Consider the following 20,521-nt stretch of genomic DNA (forward strand, 5'->3'; position numbering starts at 1 on the left):
GCGAAAGCGGTTTCCTTAACGACACACATGTGTCGACTGCAATGGCCTCTTCGCGAATAAATTCGCTCCTACCGGGATAGCGCGACCAACTCCTCCACCTCCCGAGCATCCGGCGATGTAGCCGGGCCCCAGCGGGTCACGGCAATCGCCGCAGCAGCGTTGGCCCGCAAAGCCGCCTGCTCCCATGAAAGCCCTGCCGCCAGATTAGCCAGCAGCACGCCCGCGTGAGCATCGCCCGCGCCATTGGTATCAAGGGCCTGAACCGGGAACCCTCCGATATGCTGCGTTTGCTGACGATGCCGAACCCAGCAACCTCGCGGCCCGTCGCGCACCACGATCAAGGCGTTCTCCGGCAGTAACTCAGCCAGCCGGTCGAGCGCCTGAGCGATGCTTTCACATTGAGTAAAACGCAGCGCTTCTTCGCAATTGCTGCTCCACAGATCAAGCCGGGGCAACAGCGCTTTTACCTGCGGCGCTTCAGGTGAATGCACCAGCGGCCCCGGGTCGAACGCCACGGTCACACCGGCCGGCAACGACCCCAGCCAATCCAGCAGACTTTGCACCTTGCCTTCGTGCAGCAAGCTGTAGCCACTGACGTAAACGTAGTCGTCGGCCTGCACCGTCACGCTGTTCAAATCCCGCGTCGACAAACCGCCTTCGGCACCCACATAAGAGATGAACGAGCGCTCTGCTGAAGGTTCGATCAGAGCAACCGATAGCCCGGTGTCCTGTTCTTCGCTGCAGACTGCTGAGAATTGAATCCCTTCATCTGTCATGGCCTGACGCGCCAGATCGCCGAACCGGCCTTTCCCATGACGTCCCAGATACACCACGGGCATGCCGTTGCGGCGGGCCGCAGCCATGACGTTGAAACCACCGCCAGCTTCGAACCGGGCAGAACTGGCCAACACATCACCGCCAGAGGCTGGCAGCTTGTCCAGCGCCATGACCAGATCGATAACGACCTGGCCGGTGTGCAGCAATCTAGCGGGCATGTTGAGCCTCTCCGGAAGACGCGCGGCGATCACGGGCACCGCCGAGCAGCGCATAAACGCCGCCTGCGACCAGGAAGGTCACGATCCAGCCCAGGCCGTTATGGCCCAGCCAGGAGTCGGACAGAAAACCGGTAAACAGCACATTGTCGGCTGTCGTGGCAACGGTGGTAAAACTGAACCCCAGCACGATAGCCAGCGCCCACGCCCCCAGCGCACGCCACTCCACACCGCCGTGATACCAGTAAGCGCTGCTGGGCGAGACGTCCATCAGGTCATTGCCCGAGTACACATGGCGGTGCATCAGGTCGACAATGAAAATTCCGACCCAGGCCGTAATCGGTACTGCCAGCAGCGAAATGAAGGTGATGAACGGGCCGTAGAAGCTTTCTGCGATCAGCATGAAGTAGATCGAGCCGATGAAGATCGCGACGATGTCGACGATGACGGCGTGAACCCGCTTGACCTTCAGACCCAGCGTCAATGTGGTCAGACCTGCCGAATACACCGACAGATTATTGGACAGCAGCAAACCGCCGAACGCGGTGATCAGATACGGGACGGCCATCCAGTTGGGCAGAAGTTCGCGAATCGCAATGATCGGATCAGTCGCCGAAGCCAAGTGATCGTTACCCACCGATAACAGCCCACCGAGGGTAATAAGCAACACCAGCGGAATGCCCGCACCGAACGCCGCCGAAGCGACCAGTCGCGTGGCTTTGACGCTGCGGTGCTGATAGCGGGACATGTCCGCACCGGCGTTGGCCCAACCAATGCCGGTACCTGCTGCCATGATGCCCACGCCAATGATCATCGCGCTCAGCGGTGCAGGCGCCGCGCTGAACACGGCGCTCCAGTCGATATGAGCAATCAGAAAGCCACCGACCACGACGTTCAGGGCACCGAAGATGTACGTCGCCCATTTCTGGATAACCAGCAATGTGGCGTGGCCCAAGCCAGAAACGCACAAAGTGAGCAACACGAAAATCGCAATGAACACCAGCGTCAGGCCCGGCATGCTCTTCGCTTCAACCGCCGTACCGAACAAAATCGAGGACAGCGATAACAGCACGAACGCGGCGGTGGTGGTGTTGACCGTTTCCCAGCCCAGGCGCGACATCAACGAGACGATGGTCGGGCCAATATTGCCGCGCACACCGAAGATGGCGCGGGACAAAGTCAGGCTCGGCGCACGTCCACGGCGACCGGCGATGGAGATCACCCCAACCACGGCAAACGAACCCGCCGCACCGAGAATCGCCACAATGATTGCCTGCCAGATCGACAACCCCCGGAACGCCACCAACGTCGCTCCCAATGGCAAGCCAAGGATGCTGATGTTGGCGGCGAACCACACCCAGAACAGCTCCAGTGGATGACCATTGCACTCGTTTTCCGGGACTGGCTCGATGCCGCGGGTCTCCAGTTGTCCTGCGTTTTGCGTCGTGTTTGATGAACTCATGAGCCAGGCTCCAATGCCGTTTATTTTGGTTGTGGGCAATGCAGAATCGATAACACGTCTGTCCCCTATGGATCGTCGGAACAGCTGAACACGTCTGCGCCACGGCGGTTATCCACGCAGCATCAGCGTTTGTCCCTGATTCAGTTTTTAAGCAGGCGGCCTCAGACTGAACGCAGGGCCAGCAATTCCTCGACCAGTGCCGTCAGCTCCAGCGTGTTGACCTGTTTAACCTGCTCAATCAGCACCGGCGGCCAGGCGTGCAAACCTTCGCTGGCACCCAGAATTGCGCCAAGAATCGCCGCAATGGTGTCGGTATCACCGCCCAGGCTCGCCGCCATGCACAGCGCTTCAAACGCCGACAGACGATCCGCCGCGACTTGTTGAGCCAGAGCGAAGGCTGCGACCACCGATTCCTGCGATGCCACTGACGTGCCGATCACGTCATAGAGCAAATCCGGCAGTGCCTCGTTTTCGCAATCAGCGCAAAGCTGCTGTGCCCATTCGATGCGAGCGCCAATACGCCCGCCGGCCACCCAATGGCCGTGCTGCTCGCCCAGTCTGGCGGCAACCACACCAAGTTTGAGTGCTTCGCTCAGGCTTGCGCCGTTGATACCGGCTGAAACTGCAGCCGCCACTGCGGCCGCACTGGCGATGCCCAACGTCGTGTTGTGAGTCACCTGACAAGCCTGCACGACCGACGCGATAAAACGCTGCGGATCGGCGATATCTGCCGCAATGCCGACCGGGGTAATGCGCATCGCAGCACCATTGGTGGTACCGAAACGGCCAGCCTCTTCCGGACTGTGCCCGGCAAGGATCATTTCAATGGCTCGCTTGGTTGAAGGGCCCAGCAAATCCTGAGAGCCCTTGGCCTGCATAATGGCTTCCCAATCGATCAGACGTTGCGCCAGGTCGGACGGGTTGATGCGCCCTGCCCCAGCCACGAGCAGTTCAGCGACCAGTACCGCTTGCTCGGTGTCATCGGTGATCGATCCGGCAGGCATGTTCGGCGCAATCGGTTGATCAGCATCGGCGGCCATCAACGTCAGGATTCGACCGAAACGTACCTGAATCTGATCGCGACTCAACGACTGGGTCGGCATACCCAGAGCATCGCCCAACGCCAGGCCATAAAAGGCGCCCAAGGCGCGGTCGCGGCGATCTATAAGACTCATGACTGACCTCCAAACGCCAGGTGCATGCGGAAATGCAGCGGGTCGAGCAAACTTTCCACATGCTCCATAAAGCGCTCGCGCCGGTCGTAGGTCGTGCGAATGGCCTTGAGAAATACGCTGCCTGGTTCACGCATCATCAGCAATGCATCATCAGCAGTCAGCGGTTCGGCACCGATCCATTGATCACCGCGATCCCCAACAAAGCCATACGCCGCCAGGGTCAGCGTCAAAGAGTCCTCGATGAGCCCCGTGGCAGGCAGATTTTCCAGGCCTTCCACCGCAGGAACCAGGGCTCGCTCAAGAGAAACCACGCTGCCATCGGCAGCCGTGCGGCGGCGATCGATCGCGATGAAGTGGACAGTACCGAAACGGCTTTGCAGGTCAGCGCGTTCAACCTCCACCACACGCAGGATTTCAGTCGATACCCTCGCTCCGGTATCAGCCAGCGCCTGCGCCCAGCCACTGCGCTGGTCGAGGCTGATGCCGTCATAGGTCACAATCGAACCGACACCCGACTGAGTGGCGATGTAATTGCGCCGCTTGAGTTCGGACAAGGCTTCACGCAGTGTGCCGCGGCTGACGTCGAATTCCTGTGCCAGCAAGTGCTCGCCCGGCAACAGATTGCCCGACTCCAGCTGGCCACTTTCGATGCGTCGTGCAAGCTCATCCACCACGCGCTGTTTTTTATCAAATCGAACATGTCTAATCATGTACAAATTGATAACCGAAAGGAGCCTTGGTCGGCAACTTTTATTTCACTGAATGAGCGGGATTGATTGTGGGAGCAGAGCTTGCTCGCGATAGGGCTGGATGCAATTCACTTTAGATCGCGTGGGCCTTATCGCGAGCAAGCTCTGCTCCCACAGGGATCTGGGTCTGAACAGGAGGGTTACTTCCCCTCGCCCAATATCTGACGAATGGCCCCTACAAACACCTCAACCGGCTGGCCGCCCGACACCGCATATTGGTCGTTGAAGACGATGGTCGGCACCGAGCTAATGCCGCGCGAAACCCACAATTGCTCTTGCTCGCGCACCTCGGCTGCAAACTGATCGCTGCTCAGAATCGCTTCTGCATGCACACGATCAAGGCCAACGCTCTGCGCAACATCCGCAAGCACACGGTGGCTGGAAGGATCGGCAAGGTCTGTGAAATAAGCGCTAAACAGCGCTTCCTTCAAGGCCTTTTGTTTGCCTTCAAGTTCGGCCCAGTGCAGCAAGCGGTGAGCGTCAAAGGTGTTGTAGATACGTCGATCGCCCTGAGTAAAGGTAAACCCCAGCTCAGCGCCCCGCTGGCGGATATTTTCCCGGTTGGCGGCGGATTGCTCAGGTGTCGAGCCGTATTTCTCGAATATATGCTCGTTCAGGTCCTGTCCTTCGGCCGGCATATTCGGGTTCAGCTCAAAAGGTTGAAAGTGAATCTGCGCCTGAACTTCAGTGCCCAGTTCAGCCAGCGCTTCATTCAGTGCCCGCAGGCCGACCACACACCAGGGGCAGGACACATCGGAGACGAAATCAATTTTCAACGGAGTGCTCATGGCAGGCTCACTCTAAATAAAGAAAGCCACCACGATACGCCTAAGTCCGGTGTTGTTTCAAAGCTGCGCCATACTCCGACCGTCGTCATGCTGCGCGCGCAAGTAAGGCAATACCGCGGCAAGCAGCGGAGCCTTGAACGCTTCCTGAAAGCGGTGCGCCAGGCCCGGAATCAACCGCAACTGGCTACCACGGATGTGCGCCGCCACATGCACGCCATGCATCACAGGTAATAGCGGATCAGCCGTGCCGTGAACGACCAGCACTGGCAGACGCAGACGATCAAGCAGCTGCACCCGGCTTGGCTCAGCCAGAATCGCCAGAATCTGACGCTTTACCCCTTCCGGGTTAAACGCACGGTCGTAGGACGCCGCCGCTTGCTGCAAGAGCATGGCCCGATCGTCTTTCACTTCAGGACTGCCCAGTGCCGCGAGCAGATCGGCCTGCTGCTCCAGCGCAGCCTCTCTGTTCGGGGCGCCACGCTTGGCCAGCAATTGCAGCAAAGCGGCGTTAGGCATGGGCAGACCCTCAGCGCCGGAACTGGTCATGATCAGCGTCAGACTTTCGATACGCTGAGGAGCCAGATCCGCCAGATGCTGCGCAATCATCCCGCCCATGCTTGCGCCGAGTACGTGAAACTGCTGAACGTGCAGAACATCCATCAATCCCAGCGCATCGTCTGCCATGTCGGTCAGCGAGTACGGTGCAGAAACCTGCAAGCCGAGTTTGTAGCGCAGCACTTCGTAGGTGAGATTGGCATTGGCCGGTGGAGCGTTCCAGCTGGACAGGCCAACGTCACGGTTGTCGTAGCGAATGACCCGATACCCCTGCTGACACAGCGCCGCCACGACCTCGTCAGGCCAGTGAATCAACTGCCCGCCCAGGCCCATGACCAGCAGCAAAGCGGGGTCGGATTCGTTGCCGATACTCTGATAAGCCAGCCGCACTTCCTTGAGTTCGGCTATCTGAACAGGAACATTGACATCACATTTGGAGGCCGCAAAAGACGGCAAGCCGCACAAGAGTGCGGCCAGAAAAAGAAGAACGCGCATTAAGAAACACCGACAAACAGATCCCCAGTAGGCAGCGAGTGTGATGAAGTTTTCTCAAGCGCGCTGCCACAGTTGCGTGACAGTTTGATGAAGGTGGCTGAGCGGTCGTTTTCGAGCAATTACGCAAGACCGGGGGGATTCTATGTTTGCCTGCAAACACACGGGTGGGAGCGAATTCATTCGCGAAGTGACCCGTACATCCGCAGCCTGTGTATCGTCTGGAATGCCGCCTTCCCGAATAAATTCGGTCCCACAGGTTCGCTGTGAGCCAAAAGGGCATGGACATACCGTGGGAGATTCTGTGCGGGCCTGCAAACACGTGTGGGAGCGAATTCATTCGCGAAGTGGCCCGTACATTCGATATTTATTTATCGTATACACCACCGCATTCGCGAATAAATTCGCTCCCACAGGTTCGCTGCGAGCCAAAAGGGCATGGACATACCGTGGGAGATTCTGTGCGGGCCCGCAAACACGTGTGGGAGCGAATTCATTCGCGAAGTGGCCCGTACATTCGATATTTATTTATCGTATATACCACCGCATTCGCGAATAAATTCTCTCCCACAGGATACGCCTTCAACTCAGAAGGTTCAGGCCAGTTGGCTACGTAGCTGCCGCGCCGCGGCCACCATGTTTACCAAGGCCGCCTCGGTCTCCGGCCAGGCGCGGGTTTTCAGGCCGCAATCAGGGTTGACCCACAAGCGCTCAGCGGGCACATGCTGCACCGCTTTGCGCATCAGTTTCACCATTTCTTCAGTACCCGGCACCCGAGGCGAATGAATGTCGTAAACCCCGGGACCAATGTCATTCGGGTAGTCGAAGGCTTTGAAGGCTTCCAACAGTTCCATGTCCGAGCGCGAGGTTTCGATGGTGATGACATCGGCATCCATCGCCGCGATGGACTCGATTACATCGTTGAATTCGCTGTAGCACATGTGAGTATGAATTTGCGTCTCGTCACGCACGCCACTCGCACACAGGCGGAACGCTTCCACCGCCCAGTTCAGATACTCCTGCCATTGCGCCCGACGCAGCGGCAAGCCTTCGCGGAAGGCGGCTTCGTCGATCTGCACGATCTTGATTCCGGCCGCCTCCAGGTCCACCACCTCATCGCGAATCGCCAGCGCCAGTTGTTGCGCCTGCACTTTGCGGGACACGTCTTCCCGTGGGAACGACCACATCAACATGGTCACCGGGCCGGTCAGCATGCCCTTCAGCAGCTTGTCGGTCAGGCTTTGCGCATAGCTGATCCAGTCCACAGTCATGGCCTGCGGACGACTCAGATCGCCGAAGATCACCGCCGGTTTGACGCAGCGCGAACCGTAACTCTGCACCCAGCCAAAACGGGTGAATGCATAACCGTCCAGTTGCTCAGCGAAGTACTCGACCATGTCGTTACGCTCCGCTTCGCCGTGCACCAGAACGTCAAGCCCAAGGCGTTCCTGGATTTGTACCGCATGGCGAATCTCATGACGCATGGCGTCGTGATAATCATTGGCCGACAACTTGCCCAGCTTGAACGCCTGACGTGCCAGACGGATCGACGCAGTCTGCGGGAACGAGCCAATAGTCGTGGTCGGAAACGCTGGCAAATTCAACCGGTCACGTTGCTGCCCGATACGCTCGGCAAATGCCGACTGGCGCTGGCTGTCCTGCGTGGTGATCGCCGCCAGCCGCGCCTGAACCTGCGGTTTATGGATGCGCGGTGACTGCAGACGGCTGGCCTGAATCGCTCGGCTTTCGGCCAGCGCTCGGTGTACATGCGCAGCCTGGGGATCATTCAGGGCAGTGGACAGCAGCGAGATTTCACCGCATTTTTGCACAGCAAAGGCGAGCCAGCTCTTCAGTTCAGCGTCGAGTTTGTCTTCACGCCCCAGATCAACCGGGCTGTGCAACAAGGAGCATGACCCGGCGACCCAGAGATTATCGCCAAAGCGCTGCTGCGCTTCCTGCAACTGGCTCAATGCCTGTTCGAGATCGCAACGCCAGACATTGCGCCCGTTAATCACGCCCAGCGACAACACTTTATAAGTCGGCAGACGATCCAGCACCGCGGCCAGTTGGTCCGGCGCACGCACCAGGTCTATGTGCAAACCGTCTACCGGCAGAGAAACCGCTAACCCCAGGTTATCTTCCAGGCCACTGAAGTACGTTGCGATCAGCTTTTTCAGCGGCGAATACTGCAGGCTGTGATACGTGCGCTCGAATGCGTTTTTCCAGTCTTGAGGCAAATCAAGCGTGAGGATCGGCTCATCAATCTGCACCCATTCCACGCCTTGCCCGGCCAGACGACCGAGGATTTCGCCGTACACCGGCAACAAACGGTCCAACAGCTCCAGCTTGTCGAAATGGTGCCCCTTGGCCTTGCCCAGCCACAGATACGTCAAAGGCCCGATCAGTACCGGTTTGACCTTGTGCCCCAGAGCGCGGGCTTCATCGACCTCTTCGAATAACTGCTCCCAGCTCAACTTAAAACGTTGATCCTGAGTAAATTCAGGGACCAGGTAGTGGTAGTTGGTGTCGAACCACTTGGTCAGTTCCTGAGCGTACTGCTGCTGGCCCGACTCCTGAGCATGCGCACTGCCGCAGCAGCTATCAGCGCCCCTCGCCATAGCGAACAGGGTGTTCAAAGTCGGCAGGCCCCGGGCGTCCCGGGTAGCCGCGAAACGCTCGGGGACTACACCGAAAGCAAGCGAGTGGCTCAACACCTGGTCATACCAGGCAAAGTCGCCCACCGGCAGCAATTCAATCCCGGCATCTTTTTGCAGTTGCCAATGAGCGGCGCGCAGGTCCCGGCCAACGTCGCGCAGGCCTTGCTGATCAAGCTCGCCCTTCCAGAACGCTTCCAGCGCTTTTTTTAGTTCACGATCAGCGCCGATGCGCGGGAATCCAAGATTGTGGGCCAAGGCCATGATGAAAAGCTCCTGTCGAAATATGTCGCTATTGTCGACAGCCGACCCAACGTGAGACAAACTCATTGTTTTCGTGTTGATCACAAAATCCATTCATGAAGCACTGATAGGTCTGCGAGACGAGATGCTTGAGATACGCCACCTGAAAACCCTGCACGCCTTGCGTGAAGCCGACAGCCTTGTGGAAGCCGCCGAGCGCTTGCATCTGACCCAGTCGGCGCTGTCCCATCAGTTCAAGGAACTGGAAGAGCGTATGGGCATGCCGTTGTTCGTGCGCAAAACCAAACCGGTGCGTTTTACCAGCGCCGGGCTGCGTCTGCTGCAACTGGCGGACTCAGTGCTGCCACAACTGCGGGGTGCCGAGCGTGATATCGCACGGCTTGCCGGGGGTACAGCAGGTCGCCTGCACATGGCGATCGAATGCCACAGCTGCTTTCAGTGGCTGATGCCAACCATCGATCAATTCCGCGACGCCTGGCCGGAAGTCGAGCTGGATCTGGCCTCGGGTTTTGCCTTCGCGCCTCTGCCTGCTCTGGCCCGTGGCGATCTGGATCTGGTGGTGACGTCTGATCCGCTCGAACTGGTAGGCATCACCTATGTGCCGCTGTTCACCTACGAAGCCATGCTCGCGGTCGCCAACCAGCATCCACTGGCGAGCAAGCCTTACATCGTGCCGGAAGACCTGATCAAGGAAACCCTCATCACTTACCCGGTGGAACGGGATCGGCTGGATATCTTCACGCGCTTCCTTGAACCGGCCGACATCGAACCGGCGCAGGTGCGCACCTCGGAACTCACCGTGATGATGATGCAACTGGTCGCCAGCGGCCGTGGCGTCTGTGGCATGCCCCATTGGGCCCTGCATGAATACAGCTCGCGTGGCTATGTGAAAGGCAAGCGACTGGGCGAAAAAGGATTGTTCGCTACACTCTATGCCGGAGTGCGAACCGACATGCTGGATGCGCCCTACATGCGCGACTTCCTGCTGACCGCCAAGGACACTTCGTTCTCGACACTGGATGGGGTGAGTGCGGTTCGGTGATTGGACGGGTGGCGCAGAACCTTGTGGGAGACTCTATGTTGGCCTGCAAGCGTTGATCCCGGTGGGAGCGAATTCATTCGCGAAAGCGGAATCCCAGAAGAAAGAGATGTATTGAATGTACCGGCCCATTCGCGAATGAATTCGCTCCCACTGGACTTCGTTCAGCCACTACCAGCAACGGCACCTACAACCGTATCGATCTCAATACACCGTAACGATTTCAATACGACATTGGCTTACCCGCCGCCGCCAAGGCTCTGATCCGCCGAAAGTTTGCAACCGGATACATGCCGTATCGATTTCGCTACACGGCAAGTCAATGCCAGATATTGAAAACCACTTAAACGATTGATTTACATAACAAAAATAAAACTGGCCGCATATTTGCTAAGTGTTTGTCATCAATGCTTGCGCCTGCCGCGAGCGCTAAGTCACCTTAGGAGTATCTATGAGCGAGTTGCGATTCACTGTCGATCACGAATGGCTGCGGGCCGAAGCCGATGGCAGTGTCACGGTAGGCATCACGCCTTACGCGCAAGAATCTCTGGGTGATGTGGTTTACGTACAACTTCCTGAGCTGCAGACCTACACCAAAGACGCCGAAGCCTCGGTAGTCGAATCGGTAAAAGCAGCCAGCAGCATCAACATGCCGCTCGATGGCGAAGTGGTTGAAGTCAACCAGGCCCTCGACGCCACCCCGGAACTGGTCAATGAAGACGCCCTCGGCGCTGGCTGGTTCTTTCGCTTCATCCCTCAAGATGCCAGCGCTATCGATAGCTTGCTTGATCAGGACGCGTACGACCGCCTGATCAAAGCCAACGCCGAAGCCTGAGGAGCAGACCATGACTGACCGTATCCAACTGAGTACCGCCAACGAATTCATCGCCCGCCACATCGGCCCACGCGCCGCTGACGAACAGGCCATGCTGCAAACTCTGGGCTTTGATTCGCTGGAAGCCTTGAGCGCCAGCGTCATCCCGGAAAGCATCAAAGGTACCAGCGTACTGGGCATGGAACCGGGCCTGAGCGAAGCGGACGCACTGGCGTCGATCAAAGCCATCGCCAGCAAGAACCAACTGTTCAAGACCTACATCGGTCAGGGTTACTACAGCACCCATACGCCTGCGCCGATCTTGCGCAACCTGCTGGAAAACCCGGCCTGGTACACCGCCTACACGCCTTATCAGCCGGAAATTTCCCAAGGCCGTCTGGAATCGCTGCTGAACTTCCAGACCCTGATCAGCGACCTCACCGGCTTGCCGATTGCCAACGCCTCGCTGCTTGACGAAGCCACCGCCGCTGCCGAAGCCATGACCTTCTGCAAGCGTCTGAGCAAGAACAAAACCAGCCACCAGTTCTTCGCCTCCAGCCATTGCCACCCGCAAACCCTGGATGTGTTGCGCACTCGCGCCGAGCCACTGGGCATCACTGTAGTCGTCGCTGACGAAACAGAGCTGACCGACGTCAGCCCGTTCTTCGGCGCCCTGTTGCAATACCCTGCCAGCAACGGCGACCTGTTCGATTACCGCGAACTGGTTGAACGCTTCCATGCTGCCAACGCTCTGGTGGCCGTCGCGGCCGACCTGCTCGCGCTGACCTTGCTGACTCCGCCAGGCGAATTCGGCGCAGACGTGGCCATCGGCAGCGCCCAACGCTTTGGCGTGCCACTGGGTTTTGGCGGCCCGCACGCGGCTTACTTCTCCACTAAGGATGCATTCAAACGCGACATGCCAGGCCGTCTGGTCGGTGTTTCCGTAGACCGCCATGGCAAGCAGGCCCTGCGTCTGGCCATGCAGACCCGCGAGCAACATATCCGTCGCGAGAAAGCCACCAGCAACATCTGCACCGCCCAAGTGCTGCTGGCCAACATCGCCAGCATGTACGCCGTTTACCACGGTCCGCGTGGCCTGACGCAAATCGCCAATCGCGTGCACCACCTGACTGCAATCTTCGCCAAAGGCTTGAGCCAGTTGGGCCTGAACGTCGAGCAGGAATTCTACTTCGACAGTCTGTCGTTGAAGACCGGCGCAGACACCGCAGCGCTGCACGCCAAGGCTCGTGCCCAGCAGATCAACCTGCGGGAGATCGACGGCGAGCGTCTGGGTCTGTCCTTCGACGAAACCACCTCGCAAGCGTCGGTTGAAACCCTGTGGGCAATCTTCACAGGCGAAGGCCAGCAACTGCCGGACTTCGCCGCACTGGAGCAAAGCGTTGAATCGCGCCTGCCGCAAGCATTGCTGCGTGAATCAGCGATCCTCAGCCACCCGGTGTTCAACCGTTATCACTCCGAAACCGAGCTGATGCGCTACCTGCGCAAACTGGCCGACAAGGACCTGGCGCTGGATCGCACCATGATCCCGCTGGGCTCTTGCACCATGAAGCTCAACGCAGCAAGCGAAATGATCCCGGTCACCTGGGCTGAATTTGGCAACCTGCACCCGTTCGCCCCTGCCGAACAAAGCGCGGGCTATCAGCAACTGACCGATGAGCTGGAAGCGATGCTCTGCGCCGCCACCGGTTACGACTCGATCTCGTTGCAGCCTAACGCGGGCTCTCAAGGCGAGTACGCCGGTCTGCTGGCGATACGCGCCTATCACCAGAGCCGTGGCGATGAGCGCCGCGACATCTGCCTGATCCCGCAATCGGCCCACGGCACCAACCCCGCCACCGCCAACATGGCTGGCATGCGCGTTGTTGTGACGGCGTGCGATGCCCGTGGCAACGTCGACATCGAAGACCTGCGCGCCAAAGCCATCGAACACCGCGACCATCTGGCCGCGATCATGATCACTTACCCGTCGACCCATGGCGTGTTTGAAGAAGGCATCCGCGAGATCTGCGCCATCGTTCACGACAACGGCGGCCAGGTGTACATCGACGGCGCGAACATGAACGCCATGGTCGGCCTGTGCGCACCGGGCAAATTCGGCGGCGATGTTTCGCACCTGAACCTGCACAAAACCTTCTGCATCCCGCACGGCGGTGGTGGCCCGGGCGTGGGTCCGATTGGCGTGAAGTCGCACCTGACCCCGTTCCTGCCAGGCCACGCAACCATGGCTCGCAAGGAAGGCGCAGTCTGTGCAGCCCCATTCGGCAGCGCGAGCATCCTGCCAATCACCTGGATGTACATCAGCATGATGGGCGGTGAAGGCCTCAAACGCGCTTCGCAACTGGCGATCCTCAACGCCAACTACATCTCCCGCCGCCTCGAAGAGCACTACCCAGTGCTCTACACCGGCAGCAGCGGTCTGGTCGCCCACGAATGCATCCTCGACCTGCGCCCGCTGAAAGAAACCAGCGGCATCAGCGTTGATGACGTCGCCAAGCGCCTGATCGACTTCGGCTTCCACGCCCCGACCATGTCGTTCCCGGTAGCCGGCACGTTGATGATCGAGCCGACCGAAAGCGAATCCAGGGAAGAACTGGACCGCTTCTGCGACGCCATGATCAAGATCCGCGAAGAAATCCGCGCGGTCGAAAATGGCGTACTGGACAAAGAAGACAATCCGCTGAAAAACGCACCGCACACTGCGGCGGAAATCGTTGGCGAGTGGAGCCACCCGTACAGCCGCGAGCAAGCGGTGTATCCGGTCGAATCCCTGATCGACGGCAAGTACTGGCCACCGGTAGGTCGCGTCGACAACGTGTTTGGCGACCGCAATCTGATCTGTGCCTGCCCGTCCATCGAGAGCTATCAAGAGGCGTGATTCATTGCGCAACTCCTTTGTAGGAGCTGCCGAAGGCTGCGAAAAGACCGGAACGGTCTTCGACCCTCTGGCACCTGCTACGCAGGTGATCGCAGCCTGCGGCAGCTCCTACAGGGATTTCATCCGCCTCTTCAAAAGGATTGAACCATGACAACAGAACAACTGCTCACCACCCCGCTCCACGCACTGCACCGTGAACTCGGTGCCAAAATGGTGCCTTTCGCAGGCTACGACATGCCGGTGCAATACCCGGCTGGTGTGATGAAAGAACACCTGCATACCCGGGAAAAAGCCGGTCTGTTTGATGTGTCGCACATGGGTCAGATTCGCCTGACGGGTGCCGACGCAGCCAAAGCGCTGGAAGCACTCGTGCCGGTAGACATCATCGACCTGCCAGTGGGCATGCAGCGCTATGCAATGTTCACCAACGAGACGGGGGGCATCCTTGATGACCTGATGGTCGCCAACCTGGGCAATGAGCAACTGATGCTGGTGGTTAACGCCGCCTGCAAGAACGAAGACCTGGCTCACCTGCAACAACACTTGGGCAACCATTGCGCAATCCAGCCATTGTTCGAAGAACGCGCGCTGCTCGCCTTGCAAGGTCCACAGGCTGTAACGGTGCTGGCGCGTCTTGCGCCTGAAGTCGCCAAAATGACGTTCATGCAATTCGCCAGTGTCCAGCTACTGGGCATCGACTGCTACGTCAGCCGCTCGGGCTACACCGGCGAAGACGGTTACGAAATCTCCGTCCCGGCTGATCAGGCTGAAGCCCTCGCACGGCGTCTGCTGGCTGAGCCGGAAGTCGCACCGATTGGCCTCGGTGCACGTGATTCACTGCGCCTGGAAGCGGGTCTGTGCCTGTATGGCCACGACATGAATACCGAGACAACGCCCATCGAAGCCAGCCTGCTGTGGGCAATCTCCAAGATCCGCCGCGCAGATGGCGCACGTGCTGGCGGCTTCCCCGGTGCGGAGCAGATCTTCGCTCAGCAACAGACAGCCCCTGCACGCAAGCGAGTTGGCCTGTTACCACTAGAGCGAACGCCGGTACGTGAAGGTACCGATATCGTGGACGCCTCCGGCAACTCTGTTGGTACTGTTTGCAGCGGTGGTTTCGGACCCACATTGGGCGGGCCGTTGGCCATGGGCTATGTGGACAGTTCATTGACCGCACTGGACACACAGCTCTGGGCGGTAGTGCGAGGCAAGCAAGTACCTATGCGAGTTAGCAAAATGCCTTTCGTTGCCCAACGTTACTTCCGCGGTTGAATAACGGCGTCAAAAAAATGCGGCGGCTGAGTTAACCAGCCCGCCGCATCTCTTATCGCACTAAACAGCGGCGAAAGTGCCAAAACAGCGCACTCGAAGAGTGCGCTCAACAGTAAAAAACTATCGATTCTGCGCAACTGGTAAATATTTTAAAACAGCGCCAAACCTCGTGAATACGGGCCCCGGACAGGGGCTTGTGTTTGTAACAAGAGTTAGCGTAAAGTTTCTCAACTGTGTTTGCATAGGTCGCTGAATCGGGACCTGGGCAGTAGCGCCAGATTTGCTACACCCGCTCTACGCTTCTTACTTCCTGCAACCAGCCCAGTACTCTTTCAGGTGAGGGAGGCTGTCATTAATCAAGTTCCAAGGAAATAAGAAAATGTCCACACGTCAGAGCGGTACCGTCAAGTGGTTTAACGACGAGAAAGGGTTTGGTTTTATCACTCCAGAAAGCGGTCCGGATCTGTTTGTGCACTTCCGCGCTATTCAGGGCAATGGCTTCAAAAGCCTGAAAGAAGGTCAGAAAGTGACTTTCGTTGCAGTGCAAGGCCAGAAAGGCATGCAGGCTGACGAAGTACAAGCCGAAGCGTAAGCCTTGGAACAAAAAGCCCTCTGGTATTGATATCAGGGGGCTTTTTTATGCCCGCGAGTCAGTAAAATCTGATCTTTCGATACCCAAGAGCCACCGCCATGTCCCGACACATGCTTCGCCCGCAAGGTGAGTTCCCTCCTGCGAGCCTCGGCCGCCGCTTCGCTGCGATCTGCTACGACGCCCTGTTGTGCTTTGCCCTGCTGCTGGTCACCGCCTTCATCTACAAGCTGGTGCTGATGGCGTTTATGGGTGAGGCTCGGTTGAAAGCGCTATCGGAATCAGGCTCGCTGGACGGCGATCCTTTCCTGTCGACGATTTTGCTGCTGGTGGTATTTGGTTTCTTCGCCAAGTTCTGGACTCACTCCGGGCAGACGCTGGGCATGCAGGTATGGGGCATACGGGTACAAAACGCCGATGGCAGCGGCATCAGTCTGCTGCAAGCGCTGCTGCGCTTCATGGTGTCCATAGCATCGTGGCTGTGTGTAGGCCTGGGCTTCATCTGGGCGCTGTTTGATAAACAGAATCGCAGCTGGCACGACAGGTATTCCAACAGCCAGTTGGTGCGGGTGCCGAAGCAGAAGCCGAGATAGAGGTGACTATATCGTCCGGATGCGGCCCAGACCAAGCACCGCTCCCACATGGAATTGCGTTTCTCCTGTGGGAGCGGTGCTTGCCCGCGATGGGTTCGCCGCAAACCTTCAAGTCAAACCCACAAAAAAGCCGACACGAAGTCGGCTTTTTCACAGCAGCAGAACCTACCCCGCTCTGCGCAACAGCAAAACACCAGCCAACGCACAGACAGCGGCAGGCACCAGCACTGCGAACAGTGGCGAGAAGCCGAATACGAGGCTTGATGGCCCCAGCAGGTCTTGCACGATGCGGAAGGTGAACCCTACCAGCACACCGGTAAATACCCGCTGCCCTAACGTCACAGAGCGCAGCGGACCGAAGATAAACGAGATCGCCATCAATACCAGTGCCACCGTTACCAGCGGCTGCAGAACCTTGGTCCAGAACGCCAGCCAGTAGCGGCCATTGCTCAGCCCCTGATCAGCCAGATAATGCGCGTATTGCCACAAGCCGGTAATCGACAAAGAGTCAGGCGGCATGATCACAGTGCTGAGCAGTTGCGGGCTCAGTGCTACGTCCCAACGCTCGTCCGCTGTCTTGATGACTTCAGTGCTGCCATCACGGAAGAACGTGGTGGTAATGTCTTTCAGCGCCCAGGAGTCTGTGTTGAACGTTGCCTGCCTGGCGAAGCTGGCACTGAGCATGTGTCGCTCGTCATCAAAACGATAGCGGGTTACACCATACAAAATGCCGTTAGGCTGCACCGAGTTGATGTGAATGAACTCATCGCCCTGACGGTGCCACATACCATGACGGGCACTTTGTGCATCACCACTGCCCTGCGCCAGCGATCGGTTGGCCTGCGCCTGATTCTCGGCAGCCGGTGCAACGTATTCGCCGATCAGTACACCGGCGATCATCAGTACCAGCATCGGCTTCATGACCGCCCAGACGATGCGGCCGATGGAGACACCAGCGGCACGCATGATGGTCAGTTCGCTGCTGCTGGCCAGGCTGCCCAGACCGATCAGGCAACCAATCAGAGCAGCCATCGGCAGCATTTCATACACACGCCGTGGCGCGGTCATCAACACGAAGCTGCTGGCATCGAGCAAGGTATAGGAATCGCTGACATCGCCCATTTCATCAATGAAAGCGAACAGGGACGCCAGACCGAGAATGATCCCGAGTACCGCAAGGATGGCGACAAAAACGCTTTTGCCGATGTAACGATCGAGCTTAACCATGAGCCACCTCCGACGCGCTGCGGCGACTCGCCATCTTCAAGCGCAGCGGCTCCCAATACAAAAGCCCGAGGCCGATCAACAGAAACAACACATGCACCCACCAGATACCCAAAGCCATTGGCAGCTTGCCCTTCTCCAGCGCACCGCGTACCGCGATCAGCATGGTCAGGTACGCCATATAAAGAAGGATGGCTGGCAGCAACTTCAAATAGCGGCCCTGACGCGGGTTGACCCGCGACAGCGGCACCGCCATCAAGGTCACGATAAAGACCAGGATCGGCAGCGAGATACGCCACTGCAGCTCAGCCTGATTGCGGCGCACATCACTGCCGAACAGGTCGGATGTCGGAATGGCTTCGCGGTCGGTGATTTCGTCACTGATGTCCGGCTTGGGCAGCATCGCACCATAGGTATCGTACTTGATCGCACGATAGTTGGCTTCACCCGGGTTGCCGTCATAGCGATAGCCGTTTTCCAGAATCAGGAAGCGGTTGCCGTCAGGTTTGATCTCCTGATGGCCTTTTTCTGCCACCAGAACCGTAATCCCGCGATCCTTGCTCTTGTCGGAAGACACGCGCTTTTCCGAAATGAACACGCCACCCAGATTGGAACGATCATCAGAAAGCTCCTGAGTGTACGTGACGCGAGTACCGTCGCGCAGGGCCTGGAAACGGCCTGGCACCAGCGTGTCGAACTCGGTCATTGCATCCTGCTTGTTGATCAGCAGGGAAAACTGCGTCGCACCCTGAGGGGCGAGGCTGAAGCTCAGCCAGGCAACCAGCAGCGCCACCAGGGTCGCCGGGGCCAGGGTCATCCACAGCAAACGCTGCTGGCTCATGCCAGTAGCGGCAAGAACAGTCATTTCGCTTTCAAGATAAAGCCGGCCGTAAGCAAGCAAAATCCCCAGAAACAGCCCCAAAGGCAGAATCAGTTGCAGGAAGCCGGGCATACGAAAACCCATGATCATGAACAGCACGCCCGGATCCAGTGCCCCGGACGCGGCCTGCGCGAGGTACTTGATGAAGCGTCCGCTCATGATGATTACCAACAACACGGCGCTCACAGCGCTCAGGGTAACCAGCACTTCTCGGGACAGATAACGAAAGACGATCAAACCAGACACTCCAGGGTCGCCAGGCTCAGGCAGCCAGACAAGAAAAGGTACTAGCAGTGGCGGCAGATTCAACACGGCTCTGCCAAAAAATATGCGGCATTATCCTGTGAATGAGGTCCTCTGTCACTGCGTGCTCCGGATAGTTCTCTCGGAAACGTCCTGCACAGAGCCACATTCGCATGTTTTCCGGGGTTGTCAGCGGTCCCGTGGCGGGGTCAAACTGCGGGCCTTGTCGTTGGCATGTTGATGCGAAGCACCCGCTCCCTGCCGCGCACGTCATTCATTTCGCGAAAGCTCATCGTTTATTCGGGGACCCCGACATGGAATTGGTTGTTAAAAGCGTAAGCCCAGAAACCTTGAAGACCGCGACTCTCGTAGTCGCCGTAGGCGAAGGTCGCACGCTCAGCGATGCCGCAAAAGCGCTAGACGCGCTCAGCGGTGGCGCCATCAGTGCAGTGTTCAAACGTGGCGATCTGACCGGCAAAGTTGCTCAAAGTCTGCTCCTGCACAACCTGCCAAACCTCAAAGCCGAGCGTGTTCTGCTCGTCGGCACGGGTAAAGAAGCGGAATTGTCTGACCGTCAATTCAAGAAAATCGTCAGCGCTGTGTTGTCGGTCCTCAAAGGTCTGGGCGGCAGCGACGCTGCCATCGCCCTGGATCAGGTAGCGGTCAAGAACCGCGACACTTATGGCAAAGCTCGCCTGCTGGTAGAAACCCTGGCCGACGGCGAATATGTTTTTGATCGCTTCAAGAGCCAGAAAGCTGAAGCCAAAGCGCTGAAAAAGGTCACCTTACTGACCGACAAAATCAGCGTGGCCGATGTAGAGCGTGCAGCCTCTCACGCCAAGGCCATCGCTACCGGTATGGCCTTGACCCGCGACCTGGGCAACATGCCACCGAACATCTGCCACCCAACTTACCTGGGCGAACAGGCCAAGGCGCTGGGCAAGGCGCACAAAAACCTCAAGGTTGAAGTTCACGACGAGAAAAAACTCGCGGAGCTGGGCATGGGGTCGTTCCTTGCCGTGGCACAGGGCAGCGCCCAACCGCCACGCCTGATCGTCATGAACTACTCCGGCGGCAAGAAAAGCGAGAAGCCTTTCGTGCTGGTCGGTAAAGGCATCACGTTCGATACCGGCGGTATCAGCATCAAGCCTGCCGCAGGCATGGACGAGATGAAGTTCGACATGTGCGGCGCTGCCAGCGTGTTCGGCACCCTGCGCGCCGTGCTGGAACTGCAACTGCCGATCAACCTGGTGTGCGTCATCGCCGCAGCGGAAAACATGCCGAGCGGCACCGCGACTCGCCCTGGCGACATCGTCACCACCATGAGCGGCCAGACCGTGGAAATCCTTAACACCGACGCCGAAGGCCGTCTGGTGCTGTGCGATGCGCTGACCTACGCTGAGCGCTTCAAGCCGCAGGCCGTGATCGACATCGCCACCCTGACCGGCGCCTGCGTCGTGGCATTGGGCGGTCACACGTCTGGCCTGCTGGGCAACAACGATGCGCTGATCAATCAACTGCTCGACGCTGGCAAGTTCGCCGATGACCGTGCCTGGCAGCTGCCGTTGTTCGACGAGTACCAGGAGCAACTGGACAGCCCGTTCGCCGACATCGCCAACATCGGCGGCCCGAAAGGCGGCACCATCACAGCAGCGTGCTTCCTGTCGCGCTTCACCAAAGCCTACGAGTGGGCCCACCTGGACATCGCGGGCACAGCCTGGCTGAGCGGCGGCAAGGACAAGGGCGCCACTGGCCGTCCTGTGCCTTTGCTGACTCAATACCTGCTCGACCGCGCTGGCGCGTAAGGAATACAGGGGCGTTGCGCACGGTGTCGCTGACA

The 20,521-nt window shown here is 58.5% G+C and carries 16 protein-coding genes; 7 read left to right on the plus strand and 9 right to left on the minus strand.

What is annotated here, in order from left to right:
- Positions 1-68: 68 nt before the first annotated feature.
- From EE949_RS21145 to metE, 7 genes are all read right to left on the minus strand, one after another.
- Positions 69-995, minus strand: a complete 927-nt coding sequence (locus tag EE949_RS21145; protein WP_122666053.1) for a PfkB family carbohydrate kinase — start codon at positions 993-995, stop codon at positions 69-71.
- Entirely contained in the window at positions 985-2,454 is a 1,470-nt protein-coding gene (locus EE949_RS21150; RefSeq protein WP_122666054.1) for a purine-cytosine permease family protein, read from the minus strand. The genes EE949_RS21145 and EE949_RS21150 overlap by 11 nt, the downstream gene beginning before the upstream one ends.
- 161 nt (positions 2,455-2,615) lie before the next feature.
- Positions 2,616-3,629 (minus strand): ADP-ribosylglycohydrolase family protein, encoded by a 1,014-nt coding sequence (locus EE949_RS21155; protein WP_122666055.1) that lies wholly within the window; start codon positions 3,627-3,629, stop codon positions 2,616-2,618.
- Positions 3,626-4,339, minus strand: a complete 714-nt coding sequence (locus tag EE949_RS21160) for a GntR family transcriptional regulator (protein WP_162874733.1) — start codon at positions 4,337-4,339, stop codon at positions 3,626-3,628. The genes EE949_RS21155 and EE949_RS21160 overlap by 4 nt, the downstream gene beginning before the upstream one ends.
- 179 nt (positions 4,340-4,518) lie before the next feature.
- Positions 4,519-5,166, minus strand: a complete 648-nt coding sequence (locus EE949_RS21165) for a DsbA family oxidoreductase (protein ID WP_122666057.1) — start codon at positions 5,164-5,166, stop codon at positions 4,519-4,521.
- 57 nt (positions 5,167-5,223) lie between these two features.
- Positions 5,224-6,216, minus strand: a complete 993-nt coding sequence (locus EE949_RS21170) for an alpha/beta fold hydrolase (protein ID WP_122666058.1) — start codon at positions 6,214-6,216, stop codon at positions 5,224-5,226.
- Positions 6,217-6,809: 593 nt separating this feature from the next.
- On the minus strand, positions 6,810-9,131 hold the full coding sequence (metE, locus tag EE949_RS21175) for a 5-methyltetrahydropteroyltriglutamate--homocysteine S-methyltransferase (protein ID WP_122666059.1): 2,322 nt from the start codon (positions 9,129-9,131) through the stop codon (positions 6,810-6,812).
- A 124-nt stretch (positions 9,132-9,255) separates the two neighbouring features.
- Here metE and metR point away from each other — a divergent pair, with 124 nt between their 5' ends.
- From metR to EE949_RS21205, 6 genes are all read left to right on the plus strand, one after another.
- Complete coding sequence (gene metR / locus EE949_RS21180) at positions 9,256-10,173, plus strand: transcriptional regulator MetR (RefSeq protein ID WP_087269065.1); 918 nt, start codon at positions 9,256-9,258, stop codon at positions 10,171-10,173.
- Between the two features lie 448 nt (positions 10,174-10,621).
- Positions 10,622-11,005 (plus strand): glycine cleavage system protein GcvH, encoded by a 384-nt coding sequence (gcvH, locus tag EE949_RS21185; protein WP_122666060.1) that lies wholly within the window; start codon positions 10,622-10,624, stop codon positions 11,003-11,005.
- Positions 11,006-11,015: 10 nt separating this feature from the next.
- A complete protein-coding gene (gcvP, locus tag EE949_RS21190; RefSeq protein WP_122666061.1) occupies positions 11,016-13,880 on the plus strand; it encodes an aminomethyl-transferring glycine dehydrogenase in 2,865 nt (954 codons plus the stop codon).
- A gap of 147 nt (positions 13,881-14,027) precedes the next feature.
- Entirely contained in the window at positions 14,028-15,152 is a 1,125-nt protein-coding gene (gene gcvT, locus EE949_RS21195) for a glycine cleavage system aminomethyltransferase GcvT (protein WP_122666062.1), read from the plus strand.
- A 379-nt stretch (positions 15,153-15,531) separates the two neighbouring features.
- A complete protein-coding gene (locus EE949_RS21200) occupies positions 15,532-15,744 on the plus strand; it encodes a cold-shock protein (RefSeq protein WP_003227496.1) in 213 nt (70 codons plus the stop codon).
- Between the two features lie 98 nt (positions 15,745-15,842).
- Positions 15,843-16,334 carry an RDD family protein gene (locus tag EE949_RS21205; RefSeq protein WP_122666063.1) on the plus strand — a complete coding sequence of 164 codons (492 nt, stop codon included), beginning with the start codon at positions 15,843-15,845 and terminating at the stop codon, positions 16,332-16,334.
- Between the two features lie 165 nt (positions 16,335-16,499).
- Here EE949_RS21205 and lptG read toward each other — a convergent pair whose 3' ends face one another.
- Both lptG and lptF read right to left on the minus strand, forming a co-directional pair.
- A complete protein-coding gene (gene lptG, locus EE949_RS21210; protein WP_122666064.1) occupies positions 16,500-17,561 on the minus strand; it encodes an LPS export ABC transporter permease LptG in 1,062 nt (353 codons plus the stop codon).
- Positions 17,554-18,675: an LPS export ABC transporter permease LptF gene (gene lptF, locus EE949_RS21215; protein WP_122666145.1), complete on the minus strand. Its 1,122-nt coding sequence runs from the start codon at positions 18,673-18,675 to the stop codon at positions 17,554-17,556. The genes lptG and lptF overlap by 8 nt, the downstream gene beginning before the upstream one ends.
- A gap of 320 nt (positions 18,676-18,995) precedes the next feature.
- Between lptF and EE949_RS21220 the strand changes: the two genes are divergently transcribed.
- Positions 18,996-20,486: a leucyl aminopeptidase gene (locus EE949_RS21220; RefSeq protein ID WP_122666065.1), complete on the plus strand. Its 1,491-nt coding sequence runs from the start codon at positions 18,996-18,998 to the stop codon at positions 20,484-20,486.
- The last annotated feature ends 35 nt before the right edge of the window (positions 20,487-20,521 follow it).

It is taken from the genome of Pseudomonas viridiflava (genome assembly GCF_900602065.1).
GTDB lineage: Bacteria > Pseudomonadota > Gammaproteobacteria > Pseudomonadales > Pseudomonadaceae > Aquipseudomonas.

Coding starts and splice junctions, on each gene's coding strand:
- EE949_RS21145 (WP_122666053.1), bottom strand. CDS start 995: ATGCCCGCTAGATTGCTGCACACCGGCCAGGTCGTTATCGATCTGGTC.
- EE949_RS21150 (WP_122666054.1), bottom strand. CDS start 2,454: ATGAGTTCATCAAACACGACGCAAAACGCAGGACAACTGGAGACCCGC.
- EE949_RS21155 (WP_122666055.1), bottom strand. CDS start 3,629: ATGAGTCTTATAGATCGCCGCGACCGCGCCTTGGGCGCCTTTTATGGC.
- EE949_RS21160 (WP_162874733.1), bottom strand. CDS start 4,339: ATGATTAGACATGTTCGATTTGATAAAAAACAGCGCGTGGTGGATGAG.
- EE949_RS21165 (WP_122666057.1), bottom strand. CDS start 5,166: ATGAGCACTCCGTTGAAAATTGATTTCGTCTCCGATGTGTCCTGCCCC.
- EE949_RS21170 (WP_122666058.1), bottom strand. CDS start 6,216: ATGCGCGTTCTTCTTTTTCTGGCCGCACTCTTGTGCGGCTTGCCGTCT.
- metE (WP_122666059.1), bottom strand. CDS start 9,131: ATGGCCTTGGCCCACAATCTTGGATTCCCGCGCATCGGCGCTGATCGT.
- metR (WP_087269065.1), top strand. CDS start 9,256: ATGCTTGAGATACGCCACCTGAAAACCCTGCACGCCTTGCGTGAAGCC.
- gcvH (WP_122666060.1), top strand. CDS start 10,622: ATGAGCGAGTTGCGATTCACTGTCGATCACGAATGGCTGCGGGCCGAA.
- gcvP (WP_122666061.1), top strand. CDS start 11,016: ATGACTGACCGTATCCAACTGAGTACCGCCAACGAATTCATCGCCCGC.
- gcvT (WP_122666062.1), top strand. CDS start 14,028: ATGACAACAGAACAACTGCTCACCACCCCGCTCCACGCACTGCACCGT.
- EE949_RS21200 (WP_003227496.1), top strand. CDS start 15,532: ATGTCCACACGTCAGAGCGGTACCGTCAAGTGGTTTAACGACGAGAAA.
- EE949_RS21205 (WP_122666063.1), top strand. CDS start 15,843: ATGTCCCGACACATGCTTCGCCCGCAAGGTGAGTTCCCTCCTGCGAGC.
- lptG (WP_122666064.1), bottom strand. CDS start 17,561: ATGGTTAAGCTCGATCGTTACATCGGCAAAAGCGTTTTTGTCGCCATC.
- EE949_RS21220 (WP_122666065.1), top strand. CDS start 18,996: ATGGAATTGGTTGTTAAAAGCGTAAGCCCAGAAACCTTGAAGACCGCG.